Annotated in this window: 25 protein-coding genes, 3 tRNA genes and 1 pseudogene; 15 read left to right on the top strand and 14 right to left on the bottom strand. The window is 51.7% G+C overall.

Going from position 1 to position 24,742, the window contains the following annotated elements:
• Positions 1 to 67 precede the first annotated feature (67 nt).
• Positions 68 to 142 (bottom strand): annotated as a pseudogene (locus tag QEN32_RS18930) (GNAT family N-acetyltransferase); the annotation flags it as partial.
• 136 nt (positions 143 to 278) lie between these two features.
• Between QEN32_RS18930 and QEN32_RS18925 the strand changes: the two are divergent.
• The 7 genes from QEN32_RS18925 to QEN32_RS18895 all read left to right on the top strand — a co-directional run bounded on the left by QEN32_RS18925 (position 279) and on the right by QEN32_RS18895 (position 7,777).
• Complete coding sequence (locus QEN32_RS18925) at positions 279 to 3,044, top strand: sigma-54-dependent transcriptional regulator (protein ID WP_023204868.1); 2,766 nt, start codon at positions 279 to 281, stop codon at positions 3,042 to 3,044.
• Between the two features lie 101 nt (positions 3,045 to 3,145).
• Complete coding sequence (locus QEN32_RS18920; protein WP_000820693.1) at positions 3,146 to 3,568, top strand: PTS sugar transporter subunit IIA; 423 nt, start codon at positions 3,146 to 3,148, stop codon at positions 3,566 to 3,568.
• A gap of 14 nt (positions 3,569 to 3,582) precedes the next feature.
• Positions 3,583 to 4,044: a PTS system mannose/fructose/N-acetylgalactosamine-transporter subunit IIB gene (locus QEN32_RS18915; protein ID WP_000634729.1), complete on the top strand. Its 462-nt coding sequence runs from the start codon at positions 3,583 to 3,585 to the stop codon at positions 4,042 to 4,044.
• Positions 4,045 to 4,069: 25 nt separating this feature from the next.
• Complete coding sequence (locus QEN32_RS18910; protein ID WP_265322024.1) at positions 4,070 to 4,849, top strand: PTS mannose/fructose/sorbose/N-acetylgalactosamine transporter subunit IIC; 780 nt, start codon at positions 4,070 to 4,072, stop codon at positions 4,847 to 4,849.
• Positions 4,827 to 5,675, top strand: a complete 849-nt coding sequence (locus QEN32_RS18905; RefSeq protein ID WP_000178065.1) for a PTS system mannose/fructose/sorbose family transporter subunit IID — start codon at positions 4,827 to 4,829, stop codon at positions 5,673 to 5,675. Before QEN32_RS18910 ends, QEN32_RS18905 begins: the two co-directional genes overlap by 23 nt.
• 12 nt (positions 5,676 to 5,687) lie before the next feature.
• Positions 5,688 to 6,749 carry an SIS domain-containing protein gene (locus QEN32_RS18900; protein ID WP_079942197.1) on the top strand — a complete coding sequence of 354 codons (1,062 nt, stop codon included), beginning with the start codon at positions 5,688 to 5,690 and terminating at the stop codon, positions 6,747 to 6,749.
• Between the two features lie 17 nt (positions 6,750 to 6,766).
• The gene (locus QEN32_RS18895; RefSeq protein ID WP_063809588.1) at positions 6,767 to 7,777 is read left to right on the top strand and encodes an SIS domain-containing protein; all 1,011 of its coding nucleotides are present in this window, start codon (positions 6,767 to 6,769) and stop codon (positions 7,775 to 7,777) included.
• A 133-nt stretch (positions 7,778 to 7,910) separates the two neighbouring features.
• Here QEN32_RS18895 and opgB read toward each other — a convergent pair whose 3' ends face one another.
• From opgB to QEN32_RS18865, 6 genes are all read right to left on the bottom strand, one after another.
• Positions 7,911 to 10,202: a phosphatidylglycerol--membrane-oligosaccharide glycerophosphotransferase gene (gene opgB / locus QEN32_RS18890; RefSeq protein ID WP_131044953.1), complete on the bottom strand. Its 2,292-nt coding sequence runs from the start codon at positions 10,200 to 10,202 to the stop codon at positions 7,911 to 7,913.
• A gap of 282 nt (positions 10,203 to 10,484) precedes the next feature.
• The gene (locus tag QEN32_RS18885; protein ID WP_001090314.1) at positions 10,485 to 10,946 is read right to left on the bottom strand and encodes a DUF2501 domain-containing protein; all 462 of its coding nucleotides are present in this window, start codon (positions 10,944 to 10,946) and stop codon (positions 10,485 to 10,487) included.
• 57 nt (positions 10,947 to 11,003) lie between these two features.
• A complete protein-coding gene (gene dnaC / locus QEN32_RS18880) occupies positions 11,004 to 11,741 on the bottom strand; it encodes a DNA replication protein DnaC (RefSeq protein ID WP_000799924.1) in 738 nt (245 codons plus the stop codon).
• Positions 11,742 to 11,743: 2 nt separating this feature from the next.
• The gene (gene dnaT, locus QEN32_RS18875) at positions 11,744 to 12,283 is read right to left on the bottom strand and encodes a primosomal protein DnaT (RefSeq protein ID WP_000098573.1); all 540 of its coding nucleotides are present in this window, start codon (positions 12,281 to 12,283) and stop codon (positions 11,744 to 11,746) included.
• 92 nt (positions 12,284 to 12,375) lie between these two features.
• Positions 12,376 to 12,849 carry a threonine/serine exporter gene (locus tag QEN32_RS18870; RefSeq protein ID WP_000511329.1) on the bottom strand — a complete coding sequence of 158 codons (474 nt, stop codon included), beginning with the start codon at positions 12,847 to 12,849 and terminating at the stop codon, positions 12,376 to 12,378.
• The gene (locus QEN32_RS18865) at positions 12,840 to 13,616 is read right to left on the bottom strand and encodes a threonine/serine exporter ThrE family protein (RefSeq protein WP_001747536.1); all 777 of its coding nucleotides are present in this window, start codon (positions 13,614 to 13,616) and stop codon (positions 12,840 to 12,842) included. Before QEN32_RS18865 ends, QEN32_RS18870 begins: the two co-directional genes overlap by 10 nt.
• 712 nt (positions 13,617 to 14,328) lie before the next feature.
• Here QEN32_RS18865 and QEN32_RS18860 point away from each other — a divergent pair.
• A complete protein-coding gene (locus QEN32_RS18860; protein WP_000936652.1) occupies positions 14,329 to 15,054 on the top strand; it encodes a response regulator transcription factor in 726 nt (241 codons plus the stop codon).
• A complete protein-coding gene (gene bglJ, locus QEN32_RS18855) occupies positions 15,015 to 15,689 on the top strand; it encodes a DNA-binding transcriptional activator BglJ (RefSeq protein ID WP_000431547.1) in 675 nt (224 codons plus the stop codon). Before QEN32_RS18860 ends, bglJ begins: the two co-directional genes overlap by 40 nt.
• Positions 15,690 to 15,739: 50 nt before the next feature.
• Here bglJ and QEN32_RS18850 read toward each other — a convergent pair whose 3' ends face one another.
• The 3 genes from QEN32_RS18850 to QEN32_RS18840 form a co-directional block, all read right to left on the bottom strand.
• Entirely contained in the window at positions 15,740 to 16,198 is a 459-nt protein-coding gene (locus QEN32_RS18850; protein ID WP_000058276.1) for a YbaK/EbsC family protein, read from the bottom strand.
• A gap of 150 nt (positions 16,199 to 16,348) precedes the next feature.
• Entirely contained in the window at positions 16,349 to 17,137 is a 789-nt protein-coding gene (fhuF, locus tag QEN32_RS18845) for a siderophore-iron reductase FhuF (protein ID WP_080203349.1), read from the bottom strand.
• A gap of 120 nt (positions 17,138 to 17,257) precedes the next feature.
• Entirely contained in the window at positions 17,258 to 18,322 is a 1,065-nt protein-coding gene (locus tag QEN32_RS18840; RefSeq protein ID WP_000211207.1) for a GGDEF domain-containing protein, read from the bottom strand.
• 250 nt (positions 18,323 to 18,572) lie between these two features.
• Here QEN32_RS18840 and QEN32_RS18835 point away from each other — a divergent pair, with 250 nt between their 5' ends.
• Entirely contained in the window at positions 18,573 to 18,809 is a 237-nt protein-coding gene (locus QEN32_RS18835) for a DUF1435 domain-containing protein (RefSeq protein ID WP_000941878.1), read from the top strand.
• A gap of 31 nt (positions 18,810 to 18,840) precedes the next feature.
• On the opposite strand, the gene QEN32_RS18830 is transcribed toward QEN32_RS18835, so the two are convergent.
• From QEN32_RS18830 to rsmC, 4 genes are all read right to left on the bottom strand, one after another.
• Positions 18,841 to 18,927, bottom strand: a tRNA-Leu gene (locus tag QEN32_RS18830).
• 31 nt (positions 18,928 to 18,958) lie between these two features.
• Positions 18,959 to 19,045, bottom strand: a tRNA-Leu gene (locus tag QEN32_RS18825).
• Positions 19,046 to 19,072: 27 nt separating this feature from the next.
• Positions 19,073 to 19,159: transfer RNA gene (locus QEN32_RS18820), tRNA-Leu, on the bottom strand.
• Positions 19,160 to 19,349: 190 nt separating this feature from the next.
• Entirely contained in the window at positions 19,350 to 20,378 is a 1,029-nt protein-coding gene (gene rsmC, locus QEN32_RS18815) for a 16S rRNA (guanine(1207)-N(2))-methyltransferase RsmC (protein ID WP_001272293.1), read from the bottom strand.
• A gap of 102 nt (positions 20,379 to 20,480) precedes the next feature.
• Between rsmC and QEN32_RS18810 the strand changes: the two genes are divergently transcribed.
• The 5 genes from QEN32_RS18810 to osmY all read left to right on the top strand — a co-directional run bounded on the left by QEN32_RS18810 (position 20,481) and on the right by osmY (position 24,708).
• A complete protein-coding gene (locus QEN32_RS18810) occupies positions 20,481 to 20,918 on the top strand; it encodes a DNA polymerase III subunit psi (protein ID WP_000203996.1) in 438 nt (145 codons plus the stop codon).
• A complete protein-coding gene (gene rimI / locus QEN32_RS18805; protein WP_001092434.1) occupies positions 20,863 to 21,309 on the top strand; it encodes a ribosomal protein S18-alanine N-acetyltransferase in 447 nt (148 codons plus the stop codon). The genes QEN32_RS18810 and rimI overlap by 56 nt, the downstream gene beginning before the upstream one ends.
• Positions 21,310 to 21,330: 21 nt before the next feature.
• Positions 21,331 to 22,008, top strand: a complete 678-nt coding sequence (gene yjjG / locus QEN32_RS18800; RefSeq protein WP_000870686.1) for a pyrimidine 5'-nucleotidase — start codon at positions 21,331 to 21,333, stop codon at positions 22,006 to 22,008.
• A gap of 91 nt (positions 22,009 to 22,099) precedes the next feature.
• Positions 22,100 to 23,689: a peptide chain release factor 3 gene (gene prfC, locus QEN32_RS18795; RefSeq protein WP_000175965.1), complete on the top strand. Its 1,590-nt coding sequence runs from the start codon at positions 22,100 to 22,102 to the stop codon at positions 23,687 to 23,689.
• Between the two features lie 401 nt (positions 23,690 to 24,090).
• Positions 24,091 to 24,708 carry a molecular chaperone OsmY gene (osmY, locus tag QEN32_RS18790; protein ID WP_023201309.1) on the top strand — a complete coding sequence of 206 codons (618 nt, stop codon included), beginning with the start codon at positions 24,091 to 24,093 and terminating at the stop codon, positions 24,706 to 24,708.
• The last annotated feature ends 34 nt before the right edge of the window (positions 24,709 to 24,742 follow it).

Below are 24,742 nucleotides of genomic sequence, written 5' to 3'. Positions count from 1 at the left end.
TGAGATGTTCACACTTTTGCCTGATAGCGTAGCGCTTACCAGGCCTGGCAGTCCGCGCAGGCCGATTTTAAACCAGCATCAGGCGCATGGCGCAGCGTGATTCATACGCGAGGCCGTGCGCCGCTTCCTCCTCTCTTTTCTGATATCGCGCGCTAATCCAACGTTGAGTGAAGGTGTGCGGTGATCCACAAAAAATGAATAAAGCGAGAGAACGCACGGCAGGAGAGCCTTGTTTCGCGGCATCATAATTGCTGATGTGATAATCGTGAGAGGATACGATGCGCAAAGATGCCCTGCTTGCTTTCCTGATGAACCAAACGGATTTTTTTGATCCGGAAAATGTCAGTGAGGTGTTTACCGCGCGCTATCTGGCGCAGCGTTTTAATATGCAGCGCAATACCGCCAGCCATTATCTGAACCAACTGGTGGCGCAGGGCGTGCTCTGCAAAATCAATACCCGTCCCGTCTATTTCCTGCATAAGCAGGCATTTAGCCAACAGTTTTTTACCCTTTCGCGTAATGAATACGCCAGCGTCGCGGAGCTGTTAGCGCACGGGGAACAGGAGTGCGCGCCGGACGATCACTTTTCCCTGTTGATTGGCCATAACGAAAGCCTGAAGCGCCCGATTGAGCAACTGAAAACCGCGCTGTTTTATCCCGACGGCGGACTGCCGCTACTGATGACCGGCGAAAGCGGCACCGGGAAAAGTTATCTGGCGCAGCTCATGCACGAATATGCCATCGCCCAGGCGCTTCTGTCGCCGGATGCGCCATTTATCAGTTTTAATTGCGCCCAGTATGCGAGCAATCCCGAACTGCTCGCGGCGAATCTTTTTGGCTATGTGAAGGGCGCGTTTACCGGCGCGCAGAGCGACAGACCGGGCGCGTTCGAGGCGGCTGACGGCGGCATGTTATTTCTGGATGAAGTCCACCGGCTGAGCGCCGAAGGGCAGGAGAAGCTCTTTACCTGGCTCGATCGTGGTGAAATTTATCGGGTAGGCGACACCGCGCAGGGGCATCCGGTTTCGGTACGTCTGGTATTTGCGACGACCGAAGAGATACACAGTACCTTTCTGACGACATTTTTGCGACGCATCCCGATTCAGGTCAACCTGCCGGATCTCCAGCACCGTAGCCGCCAGGAAAAAGAGGCGCTGATCTTACTGTTTTTCTGGACGGAGGCGAAAAAACTTTCGGCCACGCTTATCCTCAAACCGCGTTTGTTGCAGATCCTCAATCAGTATGTTTATCGCGGCAACGTCGGCGAGCTGAAAAATGTGGTGAAGTATGCGGTGGCGACGGCATGGGCGAAAAAGCCTGGGCAGGAAACCGTTACCGTGTCGCTGCACGATCTGCCGGATGCCATGCTGTCGGCATTGCCGTCACTGAATGAACCGCTGGCGGACGACACGCCGGTGAGCATCTCGCCCGACACGAACCTTACCTGGCTGCTGCGCGCCCGCGACGAGATGCAGGGCATGATCCATGATACGCAGTGTCATGTGCTGGCGCTATACGAACTGGTACGTAGCGGGAAAGAGGAGTGGGAGACGGTACAAAAAAGAATGGGCGATGAAATTGAGACCCTCTTCGATCGCCTGATTTTTACCGGCGACGATAATGTGCACTCACAGCGGTTGCTGTTAATTACAAGCCAGGTGCGGGAAGAGTTTTATCGTCTGGAGAAGCGCTTCAATATGCAGCTTAACGGCAACTGTATTTACGCGCTTAGCCACTATTTAATCCATCGTACCGCACTGGCGCCTTCTCGTCTCAACAGCGAGCAGATCCGCCAACTGGACGCCTTCCTCGCCCAGAAATATCCGCTGCTGTACAGCTTCTGTTTACAAATTCTGGAGACGCTGGGCCAGAAGCTGGATCTGGAGCCGAGACGCATTGATATGCTGCTGCTGGCGCTTTGGCTGCATAAACAGGGGGCTAACAACCAAAAACAGGTGACGCATGCGGTGATTCTGGCGCATGGCTATGCCACCGCCAGCAGTATCGCCAACGTCGCCAACCGGCTACTGAAAAATACGATTTTTGAATCGTTCGATATGCCGCTGGACGTCACGCCGGAGGCGATAGCGCAGCAGGTGATGCGCTATCTGGAAGAGCATCCGCTCGCCTCCGGCCTGATGATTCTGGTGGATATGGGATCGCTCAAGGCCATTCATCGCCATTTTGATCGCGCGCTTTCCACGCCGGTGACGATTATCAACAACGTCTCGACCAGCATGGCCCTGTATGTAGGGGAGCGTATTTTACAGGGGCATTTTATTGAAGAGATCGCCCGCGATATCGCCCGAGATGTGCCGGTCGAGTATCAGCTCTACTGGCCGAAAAGCAACAAACCGCGCGCCATACTGACCACCTGCGCGACCGGTATCGGTGTGGCGACGAATCTTTGCGCATTGCTGAGCGCCAGTATTCCACAGGCGCTGGAGATTGACGTCGTCGCCTGCGATTATGCGATGCTGGCGAGCAATAAAACCCAGGAGCCGGTATTTATGCGCTACGACGTACTGGCGATAGTTGGCACGCTGGACCCGCACATCGCCAGCGTGCCGTGGATTTCGCTCGACTCGCTGATCTCCGGCGAGGGGAACCACTATCTGATGCGGCTGTTTGGTTCGCTGACCACGCCGGAGCAGGTGGCGGAGATCAACAACCTGCTGCTGAAAAACTTCTCGCTCCGACGAGTGATCGAATCCGTCACCATCCTCGACACCAGCAAAGTCATCAACCACGTTGAGCAGTTTCTGCTGCGCTATGAGCATCTGGCGGGCGTTACCGTCTCGAATGAAAGAAAGGTGGCGCTCTATGTGCATATTAGTTGCCTGATTGAGCGTCTGATCCGCCATGCGGGCATTACTGCTTATAGTGGACAACAGTGTCCGGAACAGGAACTGAATCGGCTACGGGAAGCGTTTAGTGTCATTGAGAGTAACTACAGTGTCAAAATCCCCACCGCTGAGCTTGGCTATATCCATAATATCCTGACCTTCGAAACAGAACTTATCGAGCAAGATCAACAGTTTTAACGATTTCCCTCTGTTAACCCACATCTTTTTTCGGCGCGCCACTTTTTCTGGCACGCCGCTTGCTCTCTTTTATCACAGTGGAATGTGTTTTAGAGGTCAGGATGAAGAGACATTATATTTTCGCCAGCCACGGCACGCTGGCCAGCGGAGTTTTAAACTCCGTGGAGCTGATTTTAGGCAAACGGTCAAATGTCTGGACGCTGTGCGCTTACGTTGAAGAGAGCGTGGATTTAAGCCAGCAGGTAGATACGCTAATTGCCCGGATCCCGCCGGAAGATGAAATTATTGCGCTGACCGATATTTTTGCCGGCAGCGTAAATAACGAATTTGTCCGTTATTTATCACGGGAAAATTTTCATCTGCTGGCAGGGATTAACCTGCCGCTGGTTATCGATCTCTTTATGTCGGAAAACGATGGCAATACCACTCATACCATAATGACGGCGTTAGCGGATTCAAAAGAAAATATTCAGTACTGCAATCAAACTATCACCAGCGCCATGCAAAGCGATAAAGATTTTTAAGGGGAGGAAGCGTCATGATTGTTTTTTTACGGGTGGATCATCGTTTATTACATGGACAGGTTGCCTTTTCCTGGACGCAGTACGTTGGCGCAGACTGTATTTTAATTGCCAACGACAGCGTACCTAATGATGACCTGCGTAAAACCACCATTAAAATGGCGAAGCCGCCCGCGGTGAAGCTGGTTATTAAAAATATTGCCGATTCAATTGAAGCGATAAAAAGCGGCGTTACCGATAAATATAAACTTTTTATTGTTGTTGAATCCGTGGCGGATGCGTACCGGCTGGCGCGCGAATTACCCGACATTAAAAGCATTAATTTAGGCGGCACGAAGGTGCGTGAAGGGAGTCAGAATATTGCTAAAGCCATCAATCTGTTAGCGGATGAAATGACTCAACTTCGGGAGCTGGCGGCTGGCGGAGTAGAGATAGAAATTCGGCTGGTGCCTAACGATCGTAAACAACTTTTTGCCTGAGCGGATACCCTCCTGAGGACATATTATGGTAGAGGCGCTTTTACTTGGACTGGTGGCGTTTATCGCCCAGTCTGAATATGCATTAGGGACGTCGCTGATTTCCAGACCTATCGTGACCGGACTTTTAACCGGACTGGTGCTGGGCGACATGGAAACCGGAATTGTGATGGGCGCGACGCTGGAGTTGGCGTTTATCGGTTCCTTTTCGGTGGGCGCGTCGCTGCCGCCGGATGTGGTCACTGGCGGTATTTTAGGTGTGGCCTTTGCAATTAATTCCGGCGCTGGGGCGGAAACCGCGCTGTTATTAGGTTTGCCAATCGCGACACTGGCGTTAATTGTGAAAAATATCTATAACGGAATGTTTATTCCGTTGCTCTGTCATAAAGCCGATGCTTACGCTGAGGTGGGGGATACCCGGGGCATTGAGCGTATGCATTTAATCTCCGGCATTGGGCTGTCGCTGACGCTGGGGATTATCGTCACGGTCTCTTATTTAGCGGGCGTGAATATGATTAAAGGTTTTCTGGATGCCATTCCAGAATTTATTAAACATGGATTAAGCGTTGCCACCGGTATTATTCCCGCGCTGGGTTTTGCCATGCTGGCGCGCTTATTAATTAATAAAAAGGTCGCCCCCTATTTTTTCCTCGGTTTTGTTTTAATGGCGTATTTAAAAATTCCGGTGACGGGTATTGCGATTCTCGGCGCGATCGTCGCCGTCGTGATGGTCAATATGCCGAAATTTGCGGCCTCGCAACCGGCACCTGCGCAAGGAGCGTCTCATGACGATGAAGATGATTTCTGATAAAGACCGCCAGCAGGCGGAAACCACTGGTCTGGTCACCGCGCGTGATTTACGCCGCGTCTTCTGGCGGTCATTCCAGATGGAGTTTTCCTGGAACTATGAACGACAAATGAACCTGGCGTTCGTCTATACGCTCATTCCGGTATTAAAGAAACTGTATAGCCGAAAAGAAGATCTTGCCGAAGCGCTAAAACGCCATCTGGCTTTCTTTAATACCACGCCGCACATTGTGACGTTGATCCTCGGTATTACCGTGGCGATGGAGGAGAAAAATAGCCAGCAGAAAGAGATGGACGCCAGTTCTATCGATAACGTCAAAGCGTCGTTAATGGGGCCGCTGGCGGGTATTGGCGACTCTTTTTTCTGGGGAACATTGCGTCTTATCGCCACTGGCATCGGTACCAGCCTGGCGCTGAAAGGAAATATTCTGGGGCCGATTTTATTTCTGCTGGTGTTTAACGTACCGCATATTCTGGCCCGCTGGTTCTTTACCCGCTGGGGCTATGTGCTGGGAACCGGCGTACTGCAACGCATTCAGCAAAGCGGAATGATGGAAAGCCTAACCTATGGCGCCTCGATTATCGGTCTGATGGTGGTTGGCGCGATGACGGCCTCCATGATTGATATCACCATTCCCATTACGTTTGGTACGGGAGAGGCGAAAACCCATGTTCAGGACATTATTAACGACATCATGCCTTGTCTGCTGCCGTTAATTAGCTTCGCCATTGTGTACTGGCTGTTAGGGAAAAAAGTGAAACCGTTAACCATCATTGGCGGTATTGCGCTGGTGGGAATTTTCGGTTCCTGGATAGGGTTATTTTAAGAGGGATACACTATGTCACCAACCATGCTGACCTATATTAACGAAGAGTCTGACGTCCTGGCGAATATTATTCGCTGCCATCGCCAGTCGCTGGAAGAAGTATCGCGGTTCGCCAGCCAAAAAACGTTACGACGAATCCTGATATTAGCTACCGGATCGTCGTTGAATGCCGCCTTTTGCGCCCGTTATTTCTTTGAGCGCTGCGGTATCTCTATCGATATTAAAGAGCCGTACACCTTTAGCCAGTATGAGAATAGCGATCCGCAAGCCGATATGGTTATTGCTATTTCCCAGAGCGGGAAAAGCGCTTCTACCCTGGAGGCGATGCGTAAAGTTCAGGCGCAGGGACGTCCGGTATTCGCTCTGACCGCCGATCCGCAAAGCCCTCTTGGCAAGGCCAGTGATTATCCACTGGATATTCTGACCGGGATTGAGTCCGTCGGCTTTGTTACCCGTGGATTTAGCGCGACGGTACTGAATCTGTTGCTTATCGCGTTGTTAGTTGCCCGTCAGCAGCAGCGACTGACGGAATCGCAGGTCGAGGAGTATGTGGCGCAGCTTCAACGCATCGCGGCAACCCTGCCGTTGGTTATCGTGCGTACGGAAGCGTTTATTCACCAGCACCAGTCCGTTTTACGAAACGGGACGCGTTTTGTGGCGATAGGCTACGGCGCGCTGGTTGGGGTGGCAAAAGAGTTGGAAACTAAATTTACCGAGACGGTACGTGTTCCCTCAAGCGGGTTTGAGCTGGAAGCCTATATGCACGGCCCGTATCTGGAAGCCAATGCGGAACACGTGATGTTCTTCTTTGAGGACCGGCCCGACGCACGCTCCAGGGCGCTACGGGAGTATATGACGCCTGCGGTTGCCAAAACCTTTACTCTCACGCTGGCGAAGGCGGCGCAGGATGACCAGACGCTTGCGCTGGATGTAGCGGTTGATCACCATTTCTCGCCATTGCTGTTGATTGTGCCGGTACAACTCATGGCGTTTCATATCGCCTCACTGAAAGGCATCGACCTTTCGGTACGCATTTTTGACGATTTCGATCGCGTTTTAAAAAGTAAAATCTGAACAATCAGGAGAAAAATATGTTGGGTTTTAATCAGGACGAGTACCTGACGAGTGCTCGTGAGATCATCGCTGCGCGCCAGAAGGCAGAACAGGTTGCTGACGAGATTTATCAGGCCGGGTTCAGTTCTTTATTTTTCGCCTCTGTTGGCGGTTCACTGGCGCCAATGATGGCAATTAATGAATTTGCCAAAGAATTAACAACGTTGCCGGTTTATGTTGAGCAGGCGGCAGAATTAATTCATAAAGGAAATAAGCGGCTGAATAAAGACTCTGTGGTTATTACGCTGTCTAAATCCGGTGATACCAAAGAATCGGTGGCGATCGCCGAGTGGTGTAAAGCGCAGGGAATACGCGTAGTCGCCATTACCAAAAATGCGGACTCTCCGCTGGCGCAGGCGGCGACATGGCATATTCCGATGCGTCACAAAAATGGCGTGGAATATGAATATATGCTGCTGTACTGGCTGTTTTTCCGCGTGCTGTCGCGCAATAACGAATTCGCCAGTTACGATCGCTTCGCCAGCCAACTGGAAATTCTGCCGGCGAATCTGCTGAAAGCGAAACAAAAATTTGATCCGCAGGCCGATGCTATCGCCAGCCGTTATCATAACAGCGATTATATGATGTGGGTCGGCGGCGCGGAGATGTGGGGCGAGGTCTATCTGTTCTCCATGTGTATCCTGGAAGAGATGCAGTGGAAGCGCACGCGCCCCGTCAGCTCTGCGGAATTTTTCCACGGCGCTCTGGAGCTGCTGGAAAAAGAGGTGCCGCTCATTCTAGTGAAAGGGGAAGGGAAATGCCGCGCGCTGGATGAACGCGTTGAGCGCTTCGCCAGTCAGATTACCGATAACCTGGTGGTGATTGATCCGAAAGCGTATGCGCTGGACGGTATTGATGATGAGTTCCGCTGGATCATGGCGCCGAGTGTTGTTTCGACATTGTTAGTTGACCGACTGGCGGCGCACTTCGAGAAATATACCGGCCACAGTCTGGATATTCGTCGTTACTACCGTCAGTTCGATTATTAACAGAAAGGGGCGTGTAATATATACAGTGCCTGATGGCGCTTCGCTTATCAGGCCTGTGCGCCAGTTTATTGATAAAGATGATGTGTAGGCCGGGTAAGGCGCAGCCGCCACCCGGCATATATGACATTCTCTTTTAACCCTCAACATTCACCACTTTGATCTCCACCATGCCAATCCCCAATTTGCGCGGCGAATGGCCCAAAATATTACCTTCGTTGGTGGAGACGGGAGCGGGCGGCGCAATGACTAAGGTATTCGCGTCCGTCGGGTTGTTGAAATGCAGCGTGATAGTGGACACATCGTGACCCAGCACCAGCGTCTGTTCTTCGTTGCCTACGCGTACCGGAATCGGCCGATTCGCGTTGTCGCCGAAGGCTTTGGCGGTGATCACCAGATCAAACTTTTTCGGCAGCGGCGCTTTATATTCGATTTTAACCTCATCGCCCAACTGCGCATTTGACCAGCGCCCCCAGGACTCCGGCCGGGAAATGCCGCTAAACTGCTTCACCTCCTCCGGCGCGCCCGCGACATTAAAGATAAAGCTATCGGCTTTATAACGAATATCGTTATCGACAATCTTTAAGGTATCGACGTTGCCTTTGTAGCGTTCCATATCGATCATCGTGTCTTTAAACGCCGTCTTACCTTTCCACTGCGCTTTATCGACATGCTGTACGGTTTGCTGCCCGCCAAGCTGCCCCTGCGAGACGCACCAGTCGGTGGAGAGCGCCAGCGCCGGCGCCCATAACTGCGCCATCTTGTAGCAGCGGTCGACCCAGACGAAGTTATCGCGCGGGGCAAAATCGGCGAGTTGGAAGCGCAGCGGGGCAGAGTATTCGCTTTCCGGCAGCGGCTCGACGCGCTTATCCGACACCCGCAACAGCAGCGGTAAGCGGAAGTGGCTGCCGGAAAAAGCGATCATGTTTTTGTCCCGATCGACGGTAAAATCTTTTATCTCTTTCGGGAAATTCCACAGGCGAATGATATCCGGCTTCATCGCCAGCACTTTCTCTTTTACATTCAGGAACACTTCCGACAGCGACTGCCCGGAAAGGCTGCTACGTCCCAGACCGATAAAATTATCGCCGCCGAGAATATCCAGCACCGTTGCGCCGTTGTCCATCGTGTTGCGTTTGACCGCCAGCGTCTCCTGCTGCGGTTTATCCCCGCGCAGAATGAAAAACAGATTGTTGCGATCTTGCTTATTCAGGTACTTCCAGGCCGTATTATTCATCGCCAGATGGTCGGAAGAGACGACGATAACGGTATCTTTAAACCACGGTGACGCTTTGATTTTGTTGATAAACTCGGCGATGTTTTCCTGGCTGCAACTTACGGCGCTAAAGGACTGGTTGGGCTTGCCGTCGTAATCGTAGCGTTTGCGGTTGCAGGTGCGTGAGATAAACCCGTCCGGGTGGTGAGTATCTACGGTCAGCGTAAACAGCGAAAAACGCTGGCCTGAGCGGGAAAGCGCTTCAAATTTCTTCCATGCCTCATCAAGCACTGTATCGTCGTAGAAGCCCCAGTCGTTACGATAAGACGGGTCCGCCACCACCGTTTTTAGCTCTTCAGCGCCGTACAGATGATCAAATCCGTGTGATTTCAGGAACACGTCTTTCCCGGCAAAACGCAGGTTAGCGCCCTGCACGAAATAGTTCTGGTAGCCGGAGTTTTTCAGAATATCGCCGAGGCAGATATTCTGCGGGAAGAAGCTGGAAACCGACGCGGACGCATTGCCCTCAAACGGCGCAAACAGCGGAATACCACACTGGGAAGCCACCATCCCGGCGATGGTGTAATCCGTTCCCGGCAGTTGCATGGTATGGCTGAAATCCAGCCCCTCATTTTTCAGCGCGCCCAACTCTGGCGTGAGATTGGGGAACGCGTCATTATCAAAATAGGTCCGTTCCAGGCTCTCGCCGTAGATATAGACCAGATTGAGCTTCGGATTAGGAATGGTTTTTGCTGGTTCTTTATAATAAACGGCAAAATCCGGATCGCCATCGCGCATTTGTGATTTTACCAGTTCGGTAATCTGGCGAAACGCCGGGCTGGCGTCGACCGAACCCAACGCCAGCAGTAACGCCAGCAGGCTGTAACCGACATGATGAGGATGGTGACGGCGGCGGCGTAGTACCCATCCCAGCGCGCCGAATACCGCCACTAACGCCAGGGCAATGCCGATTCCCGGCAGAATATATTTGCCGACTCCCGCTCCCGTCAGACTATTCGTGAGCGTATAAAGCACTGCGTCGTTGATCCCGTCGCCGGTAAAATAGTCGCTGGCATACAGGGTAATATTCAGAATGACAAAAAGTCCCAGCACCGTGAGAGTGGCGGCAAACCACCAGGTGTTACGGCCCGCCTTCCAGGCATATATCAGCACAGAGGCGAGAAACAGAGCGACAGAGAGCAACTCGGACAACTGACGATCCTCAATAAACCAGGCTTATCGCTGGCAGGAAAAAATTTCTAACAATGTAATAGCGATGTCACATTGCTGCAATTCTAATGACTTTACACGGCGCTGTTATTTAGAATGAGTTTAGAAAGTTGGTTTTTTGATCGGCATCACTTCCTGCCATAGCGGTTAATAACAGGAAAAGACGAAGAGAAAAATCGGGTTAATGCCGTGTTGGCGGGTAAAAGGCCAAAACACGGCTTTTAACAGGGCGTCCCGGCGTGGCGCACGGTCAGAAAAACGCAGTCAGGAGAGGAAATTCAGCCCTTGCTGCAACACCAGATCGCAAGCTTTGGTTTTCACCTTTTCCGCCAGCGGCGTACTGCCGATATTATTGAGGTTCAACTGCTGGCCGTCCTTCGTCTTGAGCAACCCTTGCAGGCCGTTCAGGTAGTTAGTGTCCTGCTCCTGCTGTGTGGTATCCAACCCCAACTTGTTCAGAATCTGATTTTTAACGTTTTCCACGTTGGTAGCGGACGCCAGTTTCTGTTTGGCGCAGTACTGCAAAATACCGGCGGCATTATTCATATTATCGGCGCTGAGCGACTGGGCACCTCTGCTGAGCAGACCGGTTAGCGCAGAAAGCGACATCCCGCCCTGCTGTGCGTTCGCGCCCTGAGCGCTTAACTGACTGGCGGCAATACCGCTGGTGGAAATCAGTACGCTGGCGATCGCCGCGCAGCACAGAACATGTTTCGCTGTATTCATGGTAATCACCTGTGTTATGCCAGCCAGGCGTTGTATCGCCCTGGCGCACGTTGCAATTTAATACTCTTTACCCGTCACCCGGCTGCGGTAACTGTCCCAGGTAAAATTAACCCATAAACTGTTGCCGAGACGCATACGGTCCATGACGCGTTCGCCAAGCATTTTCGTCATCTCTTCCATATTGCTGTTCGTCAACATGCCGGTGGGACGTTTTGACGAGGAACGACGATCGACAATTTGATTGATGATCACTTTTTCATAGCGAGATTCGGTCTGCACGCCGATCTCGTCGATCACCAACAGATCAACGTTACTCAGATCGTTAAGCAACTGCTCTTCGCTGGTTTCCCGATTGCTGAACGTGTCTTTCATCGCTGACATAATATCCGCTACGGTGATAATCAGTACCGACTTTCCGCGCAGCAGCAGCTCGTTACAAATAGCCGCGGCGAGATGGTTTTTACCGGTTCCCGGCTTGCCGGAAAAGACAAAGCTGGCGATATTGCCGTCAAACTCATCAACGTACTGTCGGGCTTTGCTTAACGCGTTCATTTGTCCGTCGCACTCAACCCGATAGTTATCAAACGAACAGTTTTGATGCAGCGGTCGAATGCCGGAACGGTTAAAGGTGCGCTGCATTTTCATCGCCCGATTTTCCCGCGCCAGCGCCGCCGCCCGGATCTCGCCTTGCTCTTTCTGCCACGCCAGCAATTCTTCGCCCGTTTTAAACGCCGGCGTAATATGCGCAGGCATCATTTTTTGTAGACGCTGCATCAGGTCGCCAACATTTTTCATCGTTACCCCCTAAAACCTGGTGGAATATGATTGTCAGGTTCGCTGACGCTATTGATGTCGCGCTGCGGCATTCCGCCATTGCTGGAACGGCTGATTTGCACGCTGCGCGCCAGCTTTTGCTGCCACTGGATATGGTGAAAAACCTTACCTTCCGCCTGCCAGTAGGCGATAAACGCCGCCAGCTCTTCTGCGGTGACCGGCTCCCGAAGCGCCACGCCCCAAAGGGCGGCCTGACGCTGAAAATCCGCATCCGGTTGCCAGGCGGGATACATGGCGAATTTTCCGCAGGGAATCGCAACGGGGGCGGCTTCGGGTTCTTCGTAAAATTGCGCGTCTAACGCCACATCGCTTCCCGGACGTGATAACTTTTCTTCAAGCGCCAGCAGTTCAGCCATGCGTGCAGGCGTCACGGCATAAAATGCAGGCGCATTATTAGCGAATACCGCCACTGCGCCGCCCGTTGACTTCGCCAGCACAGCATGATGATCGTGTAAAAGGGCGTCAATACCGATGACGTCCGACGTTAAAATTCTGGAAGACATAATGTTTCTCAATATGGAACAACAACCGAGAAGGGCGACTGTTTTTATAGTACCACACAGACCTGTAAGAACAGCAGGAGGCGTTCCACCATTCACACGCGGGGGCGTTTGCGGTACAGCCATAATCCCGGTACAGAGAGGCCAATTGAGAGCGCGCCAACAATGGAAGAGGCTTTCAGAAAATTGGTCAGCAGCGTAATCATCATCGGTTCGCTATAGCCCAGATGGCTAATTTTTACTGCGGAAATCATCGCGGTATAGGCGGAAATCCCCGGAAACATCGGGATCACGGCCGCGACGGTAAACACTTTAGGGTGAGCGAGATACCAGCGTGACCACTGAATACCAATACTGCCGACCAGCAGCGAAGCCATAAACGTCGACCATTCGATATTAAAGCCTGCGCTCATCATCAGCATACGCGAGCCATGACCCAGCGCCCCCAGTAGCGCGCACCACGGAAGCGCCCGGTGGGGAACATTAAAGACCATCGCAAACCCGACGGCGGGGATCGCAGACAAGATCATGTCCTGCATTAGCGCCAGTAAAAAGTCGATTATACCCATCCTCGTAGCCCCCATATTGTCATTGACATCACTACGCCCACACAGGTGGCCAGTGTCAACAGGCTGGCGATAGCCCAGCGCGCCAGCCCGGTATTAATATGTCCTTTAAACATATCTGCGACGGAATTAATCAGCGGAAAGCCCGGCACCAGTAGCAGTACGCTCGCCGCCATGGCGATAGTGGGCGTCTGGCTAAAGGCGGGAAGGGTGAGCATCAGCCCGGAAATCGTGGTAGCGACAAAGGCGGTAATGCAAAAATTGATCTGCGGATGTAAATGCCGCTGCGCCAGCATCTGGCGGATATACATGGCTATCATACTGGCGAAAAAGGTGATAACCGCGCCATCCCAGCCGCCATTATTCAGCTTACAAAAGCAGGAGCAGGAAAGACCGACCATAAACGCCACCAGCCAGCGCGGATAACGCAGCGGGCGGAGCTGGCTAAAGCGTTTTTCCACGCCTTTGTAATCCAGCAGACGATGTTCCGCGAGGATAACGATATGCTGAACCTCCGTGACGACGTGCATATTAATGCCGCGATCCTGGTTTTTACGTGTCGATGTCAGACATTGTCCGTCTTTAATGGTCGTCAGGACAATGGCGTTAGAGGAGATCGCGCTTTCGACGCTATCCATACCGAGCGCCAAACCGAGGCGGGTGGAAAGCTCATCAACCAGTGCGCTTTCCGCCCCGTGCTGCAATAAAAGCAGCCCGCATTGAATACATAACCGTGTTACTGCTCGTTGAATTGATTGCTCTTCTTGCATGACTCGTCCTGTCCGAAAAGACATTCTATGCGCCGCCACTATGACAGAGGCTTTCTTTTTAACACGAAGCGCAGGCATGATGGCGTTGGTTAAGATCAATTTCTTGTTGATAAAAACGTCAACCACCAGACGCAACGCATAAGCTTCCTGAGACGTGCGCTTCGTCACAGGCAGGATATCCTTATGGGCGACGGTTCTCGTATGTCCGTTTCCAGAATAGAGGCATTATGCCAGCCTGGCCGCTCATTTTTGAATCAATGATGTGGTGAATTTTATCAACTATATGCATTAATGGTTTAACCACAATGGCGTGAGCAGCGGGCGTAAAAATAGGCATGACTTAGTGTAATTCGTAGATATTACATGGGTTTTATGGATGGTGGACAGTATTGTTGGGCTTTTGTTTTAGGACTCAGCAATATGAATGAAGGGCGAACTCATATTTTAAATTTATTAATATGATGCGTTTTCGTTAGAATTGCTAATGTGCAAATTTAGTTAATTTAATTGTCTTGCTTCTGGTTTTATGAGTAACTATACGATAGTGATTTCATGTTTTTGTGCTATGTGGATTGTAGCGCAATCAATGTTAGATATTTAAAAATAAAACAAGGATAATTAATCCACTCGGCCTATATTTCTTTGCGATCATTGTTAATAGTGTTTTTATTAATGGGGCAATGAAAAGTGGCGGCGTGGGTGCGGAGGAATTATGCTGCCAGGATGCTGCAAAAATGGACTTATTATCAGTAAAACCCCTCTTATACAGGAAGGCCTTAAAGGGGCTATAACAGGTAATTTCCCCGATTATAAACTGGCGTATTGTCGTACGATAGAAGAGCTAACGCTGCTACAGCTACGCCGAAGTAATTTAGTTATTGCTGATTTAGCAGTTAACAATGCCTCTCCCCGCGCTATCTGCGAATATTTTTATAGCTTAATCTCGCAATATCGCGACATACATTGGGTATTTCTGGTTCCTAAATCCTGCTATCCACATGCGGTTGATCTCCTGATGGGCCCCGTCAGCACCTTGCTTTCAGACGAAGAGCCAATCGAGAATCTTATTAGCGTTATCCATGCGGGAAACGCTCGCTCAGAAAGAATAAGTAAAACGTTATTATCGCCTCAGGTACCGTCTGAAATTCAGCAGGCCCACGACAGGCCGATTGTCCTTACGCTGTCTGAACGAAAAGTATTACGCCTTTTAGGAAAAGGGTGGGGCATTAACCAAATTGCGGCGTTACTTAAAAAAAGTAATAAAACAATTAGCGCCCAAAAAAATAGCGCCATGCGACGCTTATCAATACACAGTAATGCAGAGATGTATGCATGGATAAACAGTTCTCAGGGAGCCAGAGAATTGAACCTACCTTCGGTATATGGAGAAACCATGGAATGGAAAACAGAATCAGCAAGAGAAATGTTGCGCTCGTAGAAAAATGCGTGATGAGCACCATTGGTATTAAAGGGCTATTTGATGCAATGCCGGATTGCCGACATACGCTTCATATTTTTTCAAAACCATCCGCGTTTTATAAGGCTGCGCTAAAGACGCCGTTTTCTGCCGTTATTTTTTCTCTTTCTGCGTTAAGAACTGAACGCCGGACAGGATTATCCAGCCTGACGGAACTGGCGATAAATTATCCCCATATGCGGCGTCTGGTGATTGCCGATGATGATGCTGAAGCCCGCTTAATCAGCGCATTATCCCCGCTGCCGCTGGATGGGGTCATCAGCAAAGCGTCGCCGTTGGATGTTTTACAGGATGCCTTATTTACATCGCTTAATAGCGCCCGGCGGACAACGGAGCGTACAGACAATCTTTGGGAACTTCACCAGAATTGTATGCTTAGTCCAACCGAGCGGGAGATTCTGCGTTTCATGTCGAACGGCTACTCAATGCCGCAAATTGCCGTCCAGCTAGAACGTAACATTAAGACTATCCGGGCGCATAAGTTTAATGTGATGTCCAAGCTGGGCGTGAGTTCTGATGCCGGGTTACTCGATGCTGCGGATATTCTGTTATATCTGCGCGCCGGAGATGGTACCGCGCTCCAGCATCGGGTATAGCCCGCGCCGGATGCGCCGTGCTTGTTCGGGGAATCCGGGTGTCAGGCACGTTATTGGCACACGTCTACCCAGGTCGCCGATGTCAGTTCAGCCATTCTTTCCGGCGTGATGCGTACCGCGCTGTGCGTGGCGCCTGCGGCAGGCAATACTTCGTTATACCCCTTCAGAGAGATGTCGCAATAAACGGGCAGCGGGTGCTCCAGCCCGAAAGGACATACGCCGCCGACAGGATGTCCGGTTGCATTGACCACTTCATCGCTGCTCAACATACGGGCTTTTGCGCCGAAAGTGGTTTTAAGCTTCTTATTATCCAGGCGGGCATCGCCTTTCGCGACCACCAGGATAATGGTGTCTTTTACTTTAAGCGAGAGCGTCTTAGCTATCTGCCCTGGCTCTACGTTGTGCGCTTTGGCTGCCAGCTCGACAGTCGCTGTACTTTGATTTAATTCGATAATTTCAATATCGGGAGCATGATCGGCCAGAAATTGCCGTACAGATTGCAGACTCATTCTTCTCTCCTGAGACCTTACCAATAGCCACGGTAGACCCAAAAATGGCAAAACGTAATTTGGCATACGGAGAGCGCCGCTGTAAATATAATAATGTGACAGGCCAGCAGCAGTAAGCCGTGACGATAACTGAAGGTAGCGTAAAGCGGTTTACTTTAGCGTGCAGTCGCCGCACTGCTGTACATCAGGTAAGCGGTAACGTTGACAGCAGGTTCTGCGTACCAGAAGACCGTCGCGCATTACGACGGTCCGCCACAGCGGGTTATCCTGACCGTCGGATAGCTGCTTTTCAAAAAAACAGCGCTGGCGTAGCATTGCCAGCAGGGCTTCGCCAAGCAGCGGTTTCATCTCAGTCAGATACCAGTTAATTAAATAACCGGTATTGCTCCAGATAAGTTTCGCGTTGATGTCGCCAGTCGCCTCCAGCGCCTGAATGACCGGCTGTAGTGCGGAGACTAACAGCGTTTCCATTCGTTCTTCCGGGGAACGCCCCGTTGCCAGGTTATCCTGATGCACGTCAAGCCAGAAACACGCGGCGCGCCCGGTTTCATGAAATTCAACGTGAATATGTTCTGCCGAGACATCGATAGCGCGCGCTTGCGTCAGTAATGCCAGCATCAGCGGCGGCGCCATCAGCCCGATATACCATTGCGCCCACAGGGAGAGTAACGGCTTATTTTCACGTGCCAGGCCTGGCGTGTGCCGATAGATGTGATCGGAATAGGCGGCCAGCAATGAACGAAACGTCGCGGGGCGCGTCCACTGGGCAAGAGTCATTGCCGTTGGCGGCGGTGTTTCATCCAGCCGGATGAAGTCCAACAGGTGCTCACGGGTAGAGGCGATCGTCTCGCGTACTGCGTCCGCCAGCGAGGCGTCTTCCGGCTGGGGAGCAGCTCGCCAGATAATATCGTCAGCAATCGGTGCGGAACGGTAGGCCATAGCGCAGTTTAATGATGTTAATCTAAATGATAATGATTGCTAATCCTATCGATAGCGATAAACGATGGCAAGCGGTTTATGGTTAACGCTGTTGGCGTAGCACGATTACGTCAGCAGGCTTCATAGGGCGCGCATGTCGTCGCTGACCAGAATGTGGTTACGTCCAAGATGCTTGGCTTCGTAGAGCGCTTTATCCGCTTTTTCGATAGCGTCTCCGATATTGCGATCCGTCAGGGGCGCAATGCCGATACTGACAGTGACATTGGTGGCGACGCTTTCGTTAAACATATGCGGGATTTTAAGATCGTATACTTCCTGTCGGATACGTTCTGCGGTAGCGCGGGCTTGCTGTGGTTCGGCGGTGGTCAGCAACACCAGAAATTCTTCCCCGCCAAAACGGCAGACGACATCGCGCGATCGCACGGCGTCCCGAATTGCCGCTGAGACGCGGATTAACGCCTGATCGCCCATCATATGACCGTAGTGATCGTTGTACGCTTTGAAATGATCGATATCCAATAGCAGGACGTAGTGTTCATGGCTGCCCGGCGCCTGTAACGTATCCAGCCGATTTTGCAGGCCACGGCGGTTATATAAGCCGGTTAATGGATCAAGCATACTCAGGCCATTGAGAGTTTCCCGCTCGGCCAGCAGCTTAAACATGAGCTGTTGGGCAAAATTATCGTAGCGTTTCTGGATAACATGTTGAATAGCGATTCCCACCATTGGCAGGGCCAGCAAATAGAGAATTCGCAAACCTTGTTCATTACCGTTCAGCCACAGGCAGACCGCGACTGGCGGTAGCGAATAGAGCGTAAACGCGACGATATTCGCGGCAAAGGCTATCGAGCCGATAAACAGAACGCTAAGCAGGGAGATCAGTAAAAAAGAGAAATCATAATGGCCTAACGCCGGATACTTTAGCGCAATATGCGCCGCCCATATTCCCCCAAAGAGTAGGGAGATAAAGGGGAGATTAATTCTTTTTTGTCCATATTTCCCATGCCATATCAACAGTAATACGCTCAGGACCACTATCCCGATCATTGGCGTGCAAAATACATTGATCTGATAAAGGGGGAAAACGAGAGTAAATAGCGCCGACACGGCGTTGAGAAACAAGAAAAGACGTAAAGAAAACTGATACTTCTTAATACGAAGCGACCGCCAGGATGGTGTTGTCATGGGTAATTGTCGTTATTTATCGGTGATATACACGGAATCGGGCGCCAACATGAAAATAACGTATGAGAAAAGGTCGCCTAAAGCGAGGTGTTGTTGTTTTTACGTTAACAGTCGGACAATTTATCACCTTACTGAATACGTGTCATCAACCGTTAAGTAAAACTCATCTCTTTAGCTTTCTCCCCGGCTGACAAATGAGAAAAGATATCATATGATATTGGTTATCATTATCAATTCCAGAGGTGAAACCATGTTGCAGCGGACGTTAGGCAGCGGATGGGGCGTGTTATTGCCTGGAGTGATTATCGTTGGACTGGCGTTTATCGGCCTGTCAGCTTATGCGCTGAAGCTGTTGATTGTATCAGGATTGCTACTGTCTGCGCTGATGTTGTATCACAAACAATTACGGCATTTTGTACTGCTGCCATCGTGTATAGCGCTTATTGGCGGCATGATGTTGGCAATGATGAACTGGAATCAGGGATGAAAATGAAGGGACAAAGGAAGGATAAGATAATTGGTGCGAGGGGGGGGACTTGAACCCCCACGTCCGTAAGGACACTAACACCTGAAGCTAGCGCGTCTACCAATTCCGCCACCTTCGCACAGTTATCTTACTTTTTGATATCGCCTCGTTGGTGCGAGGGGGGGGACTTGAACCCCCACGTCCGTAAGAACACTAACACCTGAAGCTAGCGCGTCTACCAATTCCGCCACCTTCGCCCAGTGCGAGCAATATCAACGTGGTTTTGGTGCGAGGGGGGGGACTTGAACCCCCACGTCCGTAAGGACACTAACACCTGAAGCTAGCGCGTCTACCAATTCCGCCACCTTCGCATACCATCGATTCTTGAAAAGAATCACTACCACGGAGGCGCATTCTAGTGGTTTTCAGCTATTCGTCAATAGTTAATTGCATGGGATAGATTGATTGCTGCAAAAATGGGCGCGAGACGTAGGTTGGATAAGACGCCTGGCGTCGCCATCCGGCACATGCAACCAGATGGCGCTGCGCTTATCAGGCCAACTATTTCTTCGCCTGACGGGTCATCACGGTACGATAAACCTTAAAGCGCCCGGTTTGCGCGATGACTTCATGGAAGCCAAAGGTCTCATCCAGAATCTTAGGATAGGGCAGAAAGGCGTTCGCCACGATGCGTAACTCTCCGCCGCTGTTCAGATGGCGCACTGCGCCGCGAATGAGCGTTTGCGCCGCATCAAGGCTGGTTTGCATTCCGTCGTGGAACGGCGGGTTGGAGATGATCATGTCAAAACGTCCTTTGACTTCCGAAAAGACGTTGCTGGCGAATACCTCGCCTTCAAGACCATTAGCGGCAAGCGTGGCGCGGCTGGCTTCCACCGCCGGAGCGCTGACGTCACACAGCGTCAGGCGCACTTTCGGCGAATGGCTGGCCAGCGCGGCGGAAAGCACGCCAGCGCCGCAGCCGACATCCAGCACTTTACCTTTGGTGTGCGGCGTCAGCGTAGACAGCAGCAGTTGGCTACCAACATCCAGTCCGTCGCGGCTGAATACGCCCGGCAACGTTTTGATGGTCAGCCCGTCGATATTGTACTCGGCCCACCAGGATTCAAGACTAAACTGCGGCTGCTTTTCCAGACGACCATGGTAAAGGCCGCAACGTCGCGCGCTATCTACTTTGTTCAGCGGCGCATAGTCCGCCAGCATCGGTTCGGCGCTACGCACGCCGCTGCGGTTTTCTCCCACGACGAAAACATCGCTGCCCACCGGCATCAGCGACAAAATATTCATCAACTGGAACTGCGCTTCGGGTTTATTTTTCGGCCAGTAGTAGATCAGCGTATCGCAGTCAGCGACATCGCTGGCTTGCGCGACCAGGCTAAAACGGACGTTATCGCCCATCTGGCGGCTTAACGCCTGCCAGTGGTGAAACTGTTGCGTATACGCGCGGCTGGCGGCGCATTCAAAGCGCGCGGGCAGGTCATCCTGCAAATCTCCGGCAAAAAGAATACGGCTTTGTTCGAAATCATCACTGTGGCGCAGCAAGACTTCACTTGCCGGGGTAAAAGCAGACATGGAATGCTCCTTAATTCAGACTGGCGGCGATTATAGTAGTTTGATGGCGGAGATTCGACAGATTTGCTATATTTGCGCCCCTGATTACAGGAGCGTTTCGCTATGACATCCCGACGAGACTGGCAGTTACAGCAACTGGGTATTACGCAGTGGGCGCTGCGACGTCCTGGCGCGCTACAGGGCGAGATTGCGATTTCCCTTCCCGCGCACGTTCGTCTGATCGTGGTTGCAGAGGAATTACCTGCGCTGAACGAGCCGCTAATGCGCGATATTTTACGCGCGTTGACCGTGAGTCCCGATCAGGTTTTACCCCTGGCGCCTGAGCGCGTCGCCATGCTGCCGCAGGGCAGCCGTTGTAATAGCTGGCGGTTAGGAACTGACGCGCCGCTCCAACTCGAAGGCGCTCAGGTCACGACGCCGGCGTTTAATGAACTCCGGGCAAACCCGGCGGCACGCGCCGCACTATGGCAACAAATCTGCGAACATGAACACGATTTCTATCCTCAGCACGACCGATCTCCCCGCAGCCTGGCAGATTGAGCAACGCGCTCATGCGTTTCCGTGGAGCGAAAAAACGTTTTTCGGCAACCAGGGCGAACGGTATCTCAACCTTAAGCTGACTGCTGCTGACAGAATGGCCGCGTTTGCCATTACACAGGTGGTGCTGGACGAAGCGACGCTGTTCAATATCGCCGTCGATCCGGATTTTCAGCGTCGGGGGCTGGGGCGTATGCTGCTTGAGCATCTGATTGATGAACTGGAAAAACGTGGGGTTGTAACGCTATGGCTGGAGGTACGCGCCTCTAACGCTGCCGCCATCGCGCTGTATGAAAGTCTGGGGTTTAACGAGGCGACGATTCGCCGCAATTACTATCCCACGGCACAAGGGCATGAGGACGCCATCATCATGGCGTTACCGATAAGCATGTAATAAAAGAGGCAAGGTGTAATGATGAAGTGGGACTGGATTTTCTTTGATGCCGATGAAACGCTGTTTACGTTTGATTCTTTCACCGGCTTACAGCGGATGTTCCTTGACTATAGCGTCACCTTTACCGCTGAGGATTTCCAGGATTACCAGGCCGTGAATAAGCCGCTATGGGTGGATTATCAGAACGGCGCGATTACTTCATTACAATTGCAGCACGCGCGCTTTCAAAGTTGGGCTGAACGGCTAAACGTTGCGCCGGGGCTGCTGAATGACGCTTTTATTAGTGCGATGGCGGAGATCTGTTCTCCTTTGCCGGGCGCCGTTTCGCTACTTAATGCGATTCGCGGGCAGGCTAAAATCGGTATTATTACTAACGGTTTTACCGCGCTACAACAAACTCGTCTGGAGCGCACCGGGCTGCGCGAGTATTTCGATCTGCTGGTGATTTCCGAGCAGGTTGGCGTCGCGAAGCCCGATCCGAAAATCTTTAACTACGCCCTGGAGCAGGCGGGGAATCCTGACCGCTCGCGCGTATTAATGGTTGGCGATACCGCGGAATCCGATATTCTTGGCGGCATTAACGCCGGACTGTCGACCTGCTGGCTTAACGCGCATCATCGCGAGCAGCCCGCGGGTATCCATCCAACCTGGACTGTGGCGTCATTAAGCGAACTGGAGCAGCTCCTGTGTAAACACTGATTGCCTCCCCCAGGTTGATGGGTAAAATAGCCGCATTTTTCGTATTCAACATGCGTGGTCAAACGCCGCGCTTACTCAAGAAGATTTGACTATGACGTTGTCTCCTTATTTGCAAGAGGTGGCCAAACGCCGCACTTTTGCCATTATTTCTCACCCGGACGCCGGTAAAACCACCATTACCGAAAAAGTATTGCTGTTCGGACAGGCGATTCAGACCGCCGGTACGGTAAAAGGCCGTGGCTCCAGCCAACATGCAAAATCTGACTGGATGGAGATGGAAAAACAGCGTGGTATCTCCATCACCACCTCGGTGATGCAGTTCCCGTATCACGACTGTCTGGTGAACCTGCTGGACACCCCGGGGCACGAAGACTTCTCCGAAGATACCTACCGTACCCTGACGGCGGTGGACTGTTGCCTGATGGTGATCGACGCCGCAAAAGGTGTTGAAGACAGGACTCGTAAGCTGATGGAAGTTACCCGTCTGCGCGATACGCCGATCCTGACCTTTATGAACAAACTCGACCGTGACATCCGCGACCCGATGGAGCTGCTGGATGAAGTGGAAAATGAGCTGAAAATCGGCTGCGCGCCGATCACCTGGCCGATTGGCTGCGGCAAGCTGTTTAAGGGCGTTTATCACCTTTATAAAGATGAAACTTATCTGTATCAGACCGGTAAGGGCCACACCATTCAGGAAGTGCGCATCGTTAAAGGGCTGAATAACCCGGATCTGGACGCTGCCGTCGGTGAAGACCTGGCGCAACAGCTGCGCGACGAGCTGGAACTGGTGCAGGGCGCGTCTAACGAGTTTGATGAAGAGCTGTTCCTGGCAGGGGAAATTACCCCGGTATTTTTCGGTACCGCGCTGGGTAACTTTGGCGTTGACCATATGCTGGATGGTTTAGTGGCGTGGGCGCCCGCGCCGATGCCGCGTCAAACCGATACCCGCACAGTGGAAGCCTCGGAAGAGAAATTCACCGGTTTTGTCTTTAAAATTCAGGCCAATATGGACCCGAAACACCGCGACCGCGTGGCGTTTATGCGCGTGGTTTCCGGTAAGTATGAGAAGGGCATGAAGCTACGCCAGGTCCGTACCGGCAAAGATGTGGTGATTTCCGACGCGTTAACTTTTATGGCGGGCGACCGTTCGCACGTTGAAGAAGCGTACCCGGGCGATATTTTGGGTCTGCATAACCACGGCACCATTCAGATCGGCGATACCTTCACCCAGGGCGAGATGATGAAGTTTACCGGTATCCCGAACTTTGCGCCGGAACTGTTCCGTCGTATTCGCCTGAAAGATCCGCTCAAGCAAAAGCAGCTACTGAAAGGGCTGGTGCAGCTTTCTGAAGAGGGGGCGGTGCAGGTATTCCGTCCCATCTCCAACAACGATCTGATTGTCGGCGCCGTGGGCGTTTTGCAGTTTGACGTTGTTGTCGCGCGCCTGAAAAGCGAATACAACGTTGAGGCGATTTATGAATCCGTCAACGTGGCGACGGCGCGCTGGGTGGAAAGCGCCGATGCGAAGAAATTCGAAGAGTTTAAGCGTAAGAATGAAACGCAGCTGGCGCTGGATGGCGGCGACAACCTTACCTATATCGCCCCCACGATGGTTAACCTGAACCTGACCCAGGAACGTTACCCTGACGTTCAGTTCCGTAAAACGCGCGAACACTGATCCCTTTCCGGGCGCGGCATCCGCCGCGCCTTCGTACTTTCCCTGCCTTTTTAACCGCTTACGGAATGTTCTTAAATCCCGCGTTTTTTCTCCGATCTGCCTGTTTTTTATACGCGCCGACAAGCGATTTTAAAATTGTGATCTATATTTAACAAAGTGATGACATAAATGTCGGCTTTAATGCCTGTTCAATGCGTGAATATGAGAGCTTAAAGCTGAGATTTGTTTCAGTCACGATATTAATAACTGAAACGGAAGGGTGGCAGGCGACGCGTCGTTACAAATTCACGAATGTGATGCCAGTCATTGACTTCAGAAACCGGTGAGTTTCACCGCATTCAGCAATGCAACCTCGTGTTGCCTGAGCTCAAATTACGAGCAAACTATACAGGACAAAATCGATGACTATGACAAGACTGAAGATTTCTAAAACTCTGCTGGCCGTAATGTTGACCTCTGCTGTTGCGACAGGTTCTGCCTTTGCAGAAAACGCAACAACGGACAAGGCGCAAAGCGGAACCGAAACCGCAGGGCAAAAAGTCGATAGCTCTATGAATAAAGTCGGTAACTTCATGGATGACAGCGCCATCACTGCGAAAGTAAAAGCTGCGCTGGTAGACCATGACAATATTAAAAGCACCGATATTTCTGTCGAAACCAATCAGAAAGTCGTCACCCTGAGCGGCTTTGTAGAAAGCCAGGCGCAGGCTGAAGCCGCCGTGAAAGTGGCGAAAGGCGTAGAAGGCGTGACCTCTGTTAGCGACAAACTTCACGTTCGCGACAGTAAAGAAGGTTCCGTGAAAGGTTATGCCGGCGATACGGCCACGACCAGTGAAGTCAAAGCCAAGTTGCTGGCGGACGATCTCGTCCCTTCCCGTAAAGTAAAAGTGGAAACGACCGATGGCGTCGTACAGCTCTCCGGTACCGTTGAAACTCAGGAACAAAGCGACCGCGCTGAAAGCATCGCGAAAGCCGTTGATGGCGTAAAAAGTGTTAAAAACGATCTGAAAGTTCAGTAATTCGTCGTAATTCGTCCTCCCGACGTTTGTCGGG

This window comes from Salmonella sp. SA14318 (assembly GCF_029866905.1).
In the GTDB taxonomy this organism is placed as follows: Bacteria; Pseudomonadota; Gammaproteobacteria; order Enterobacterales; family Enterobacteriaceae; genus Salmonella; species Salmonella enterica.
This window is presented reverse-complemented; position numbering and strand designations above follow the sequence as displayed.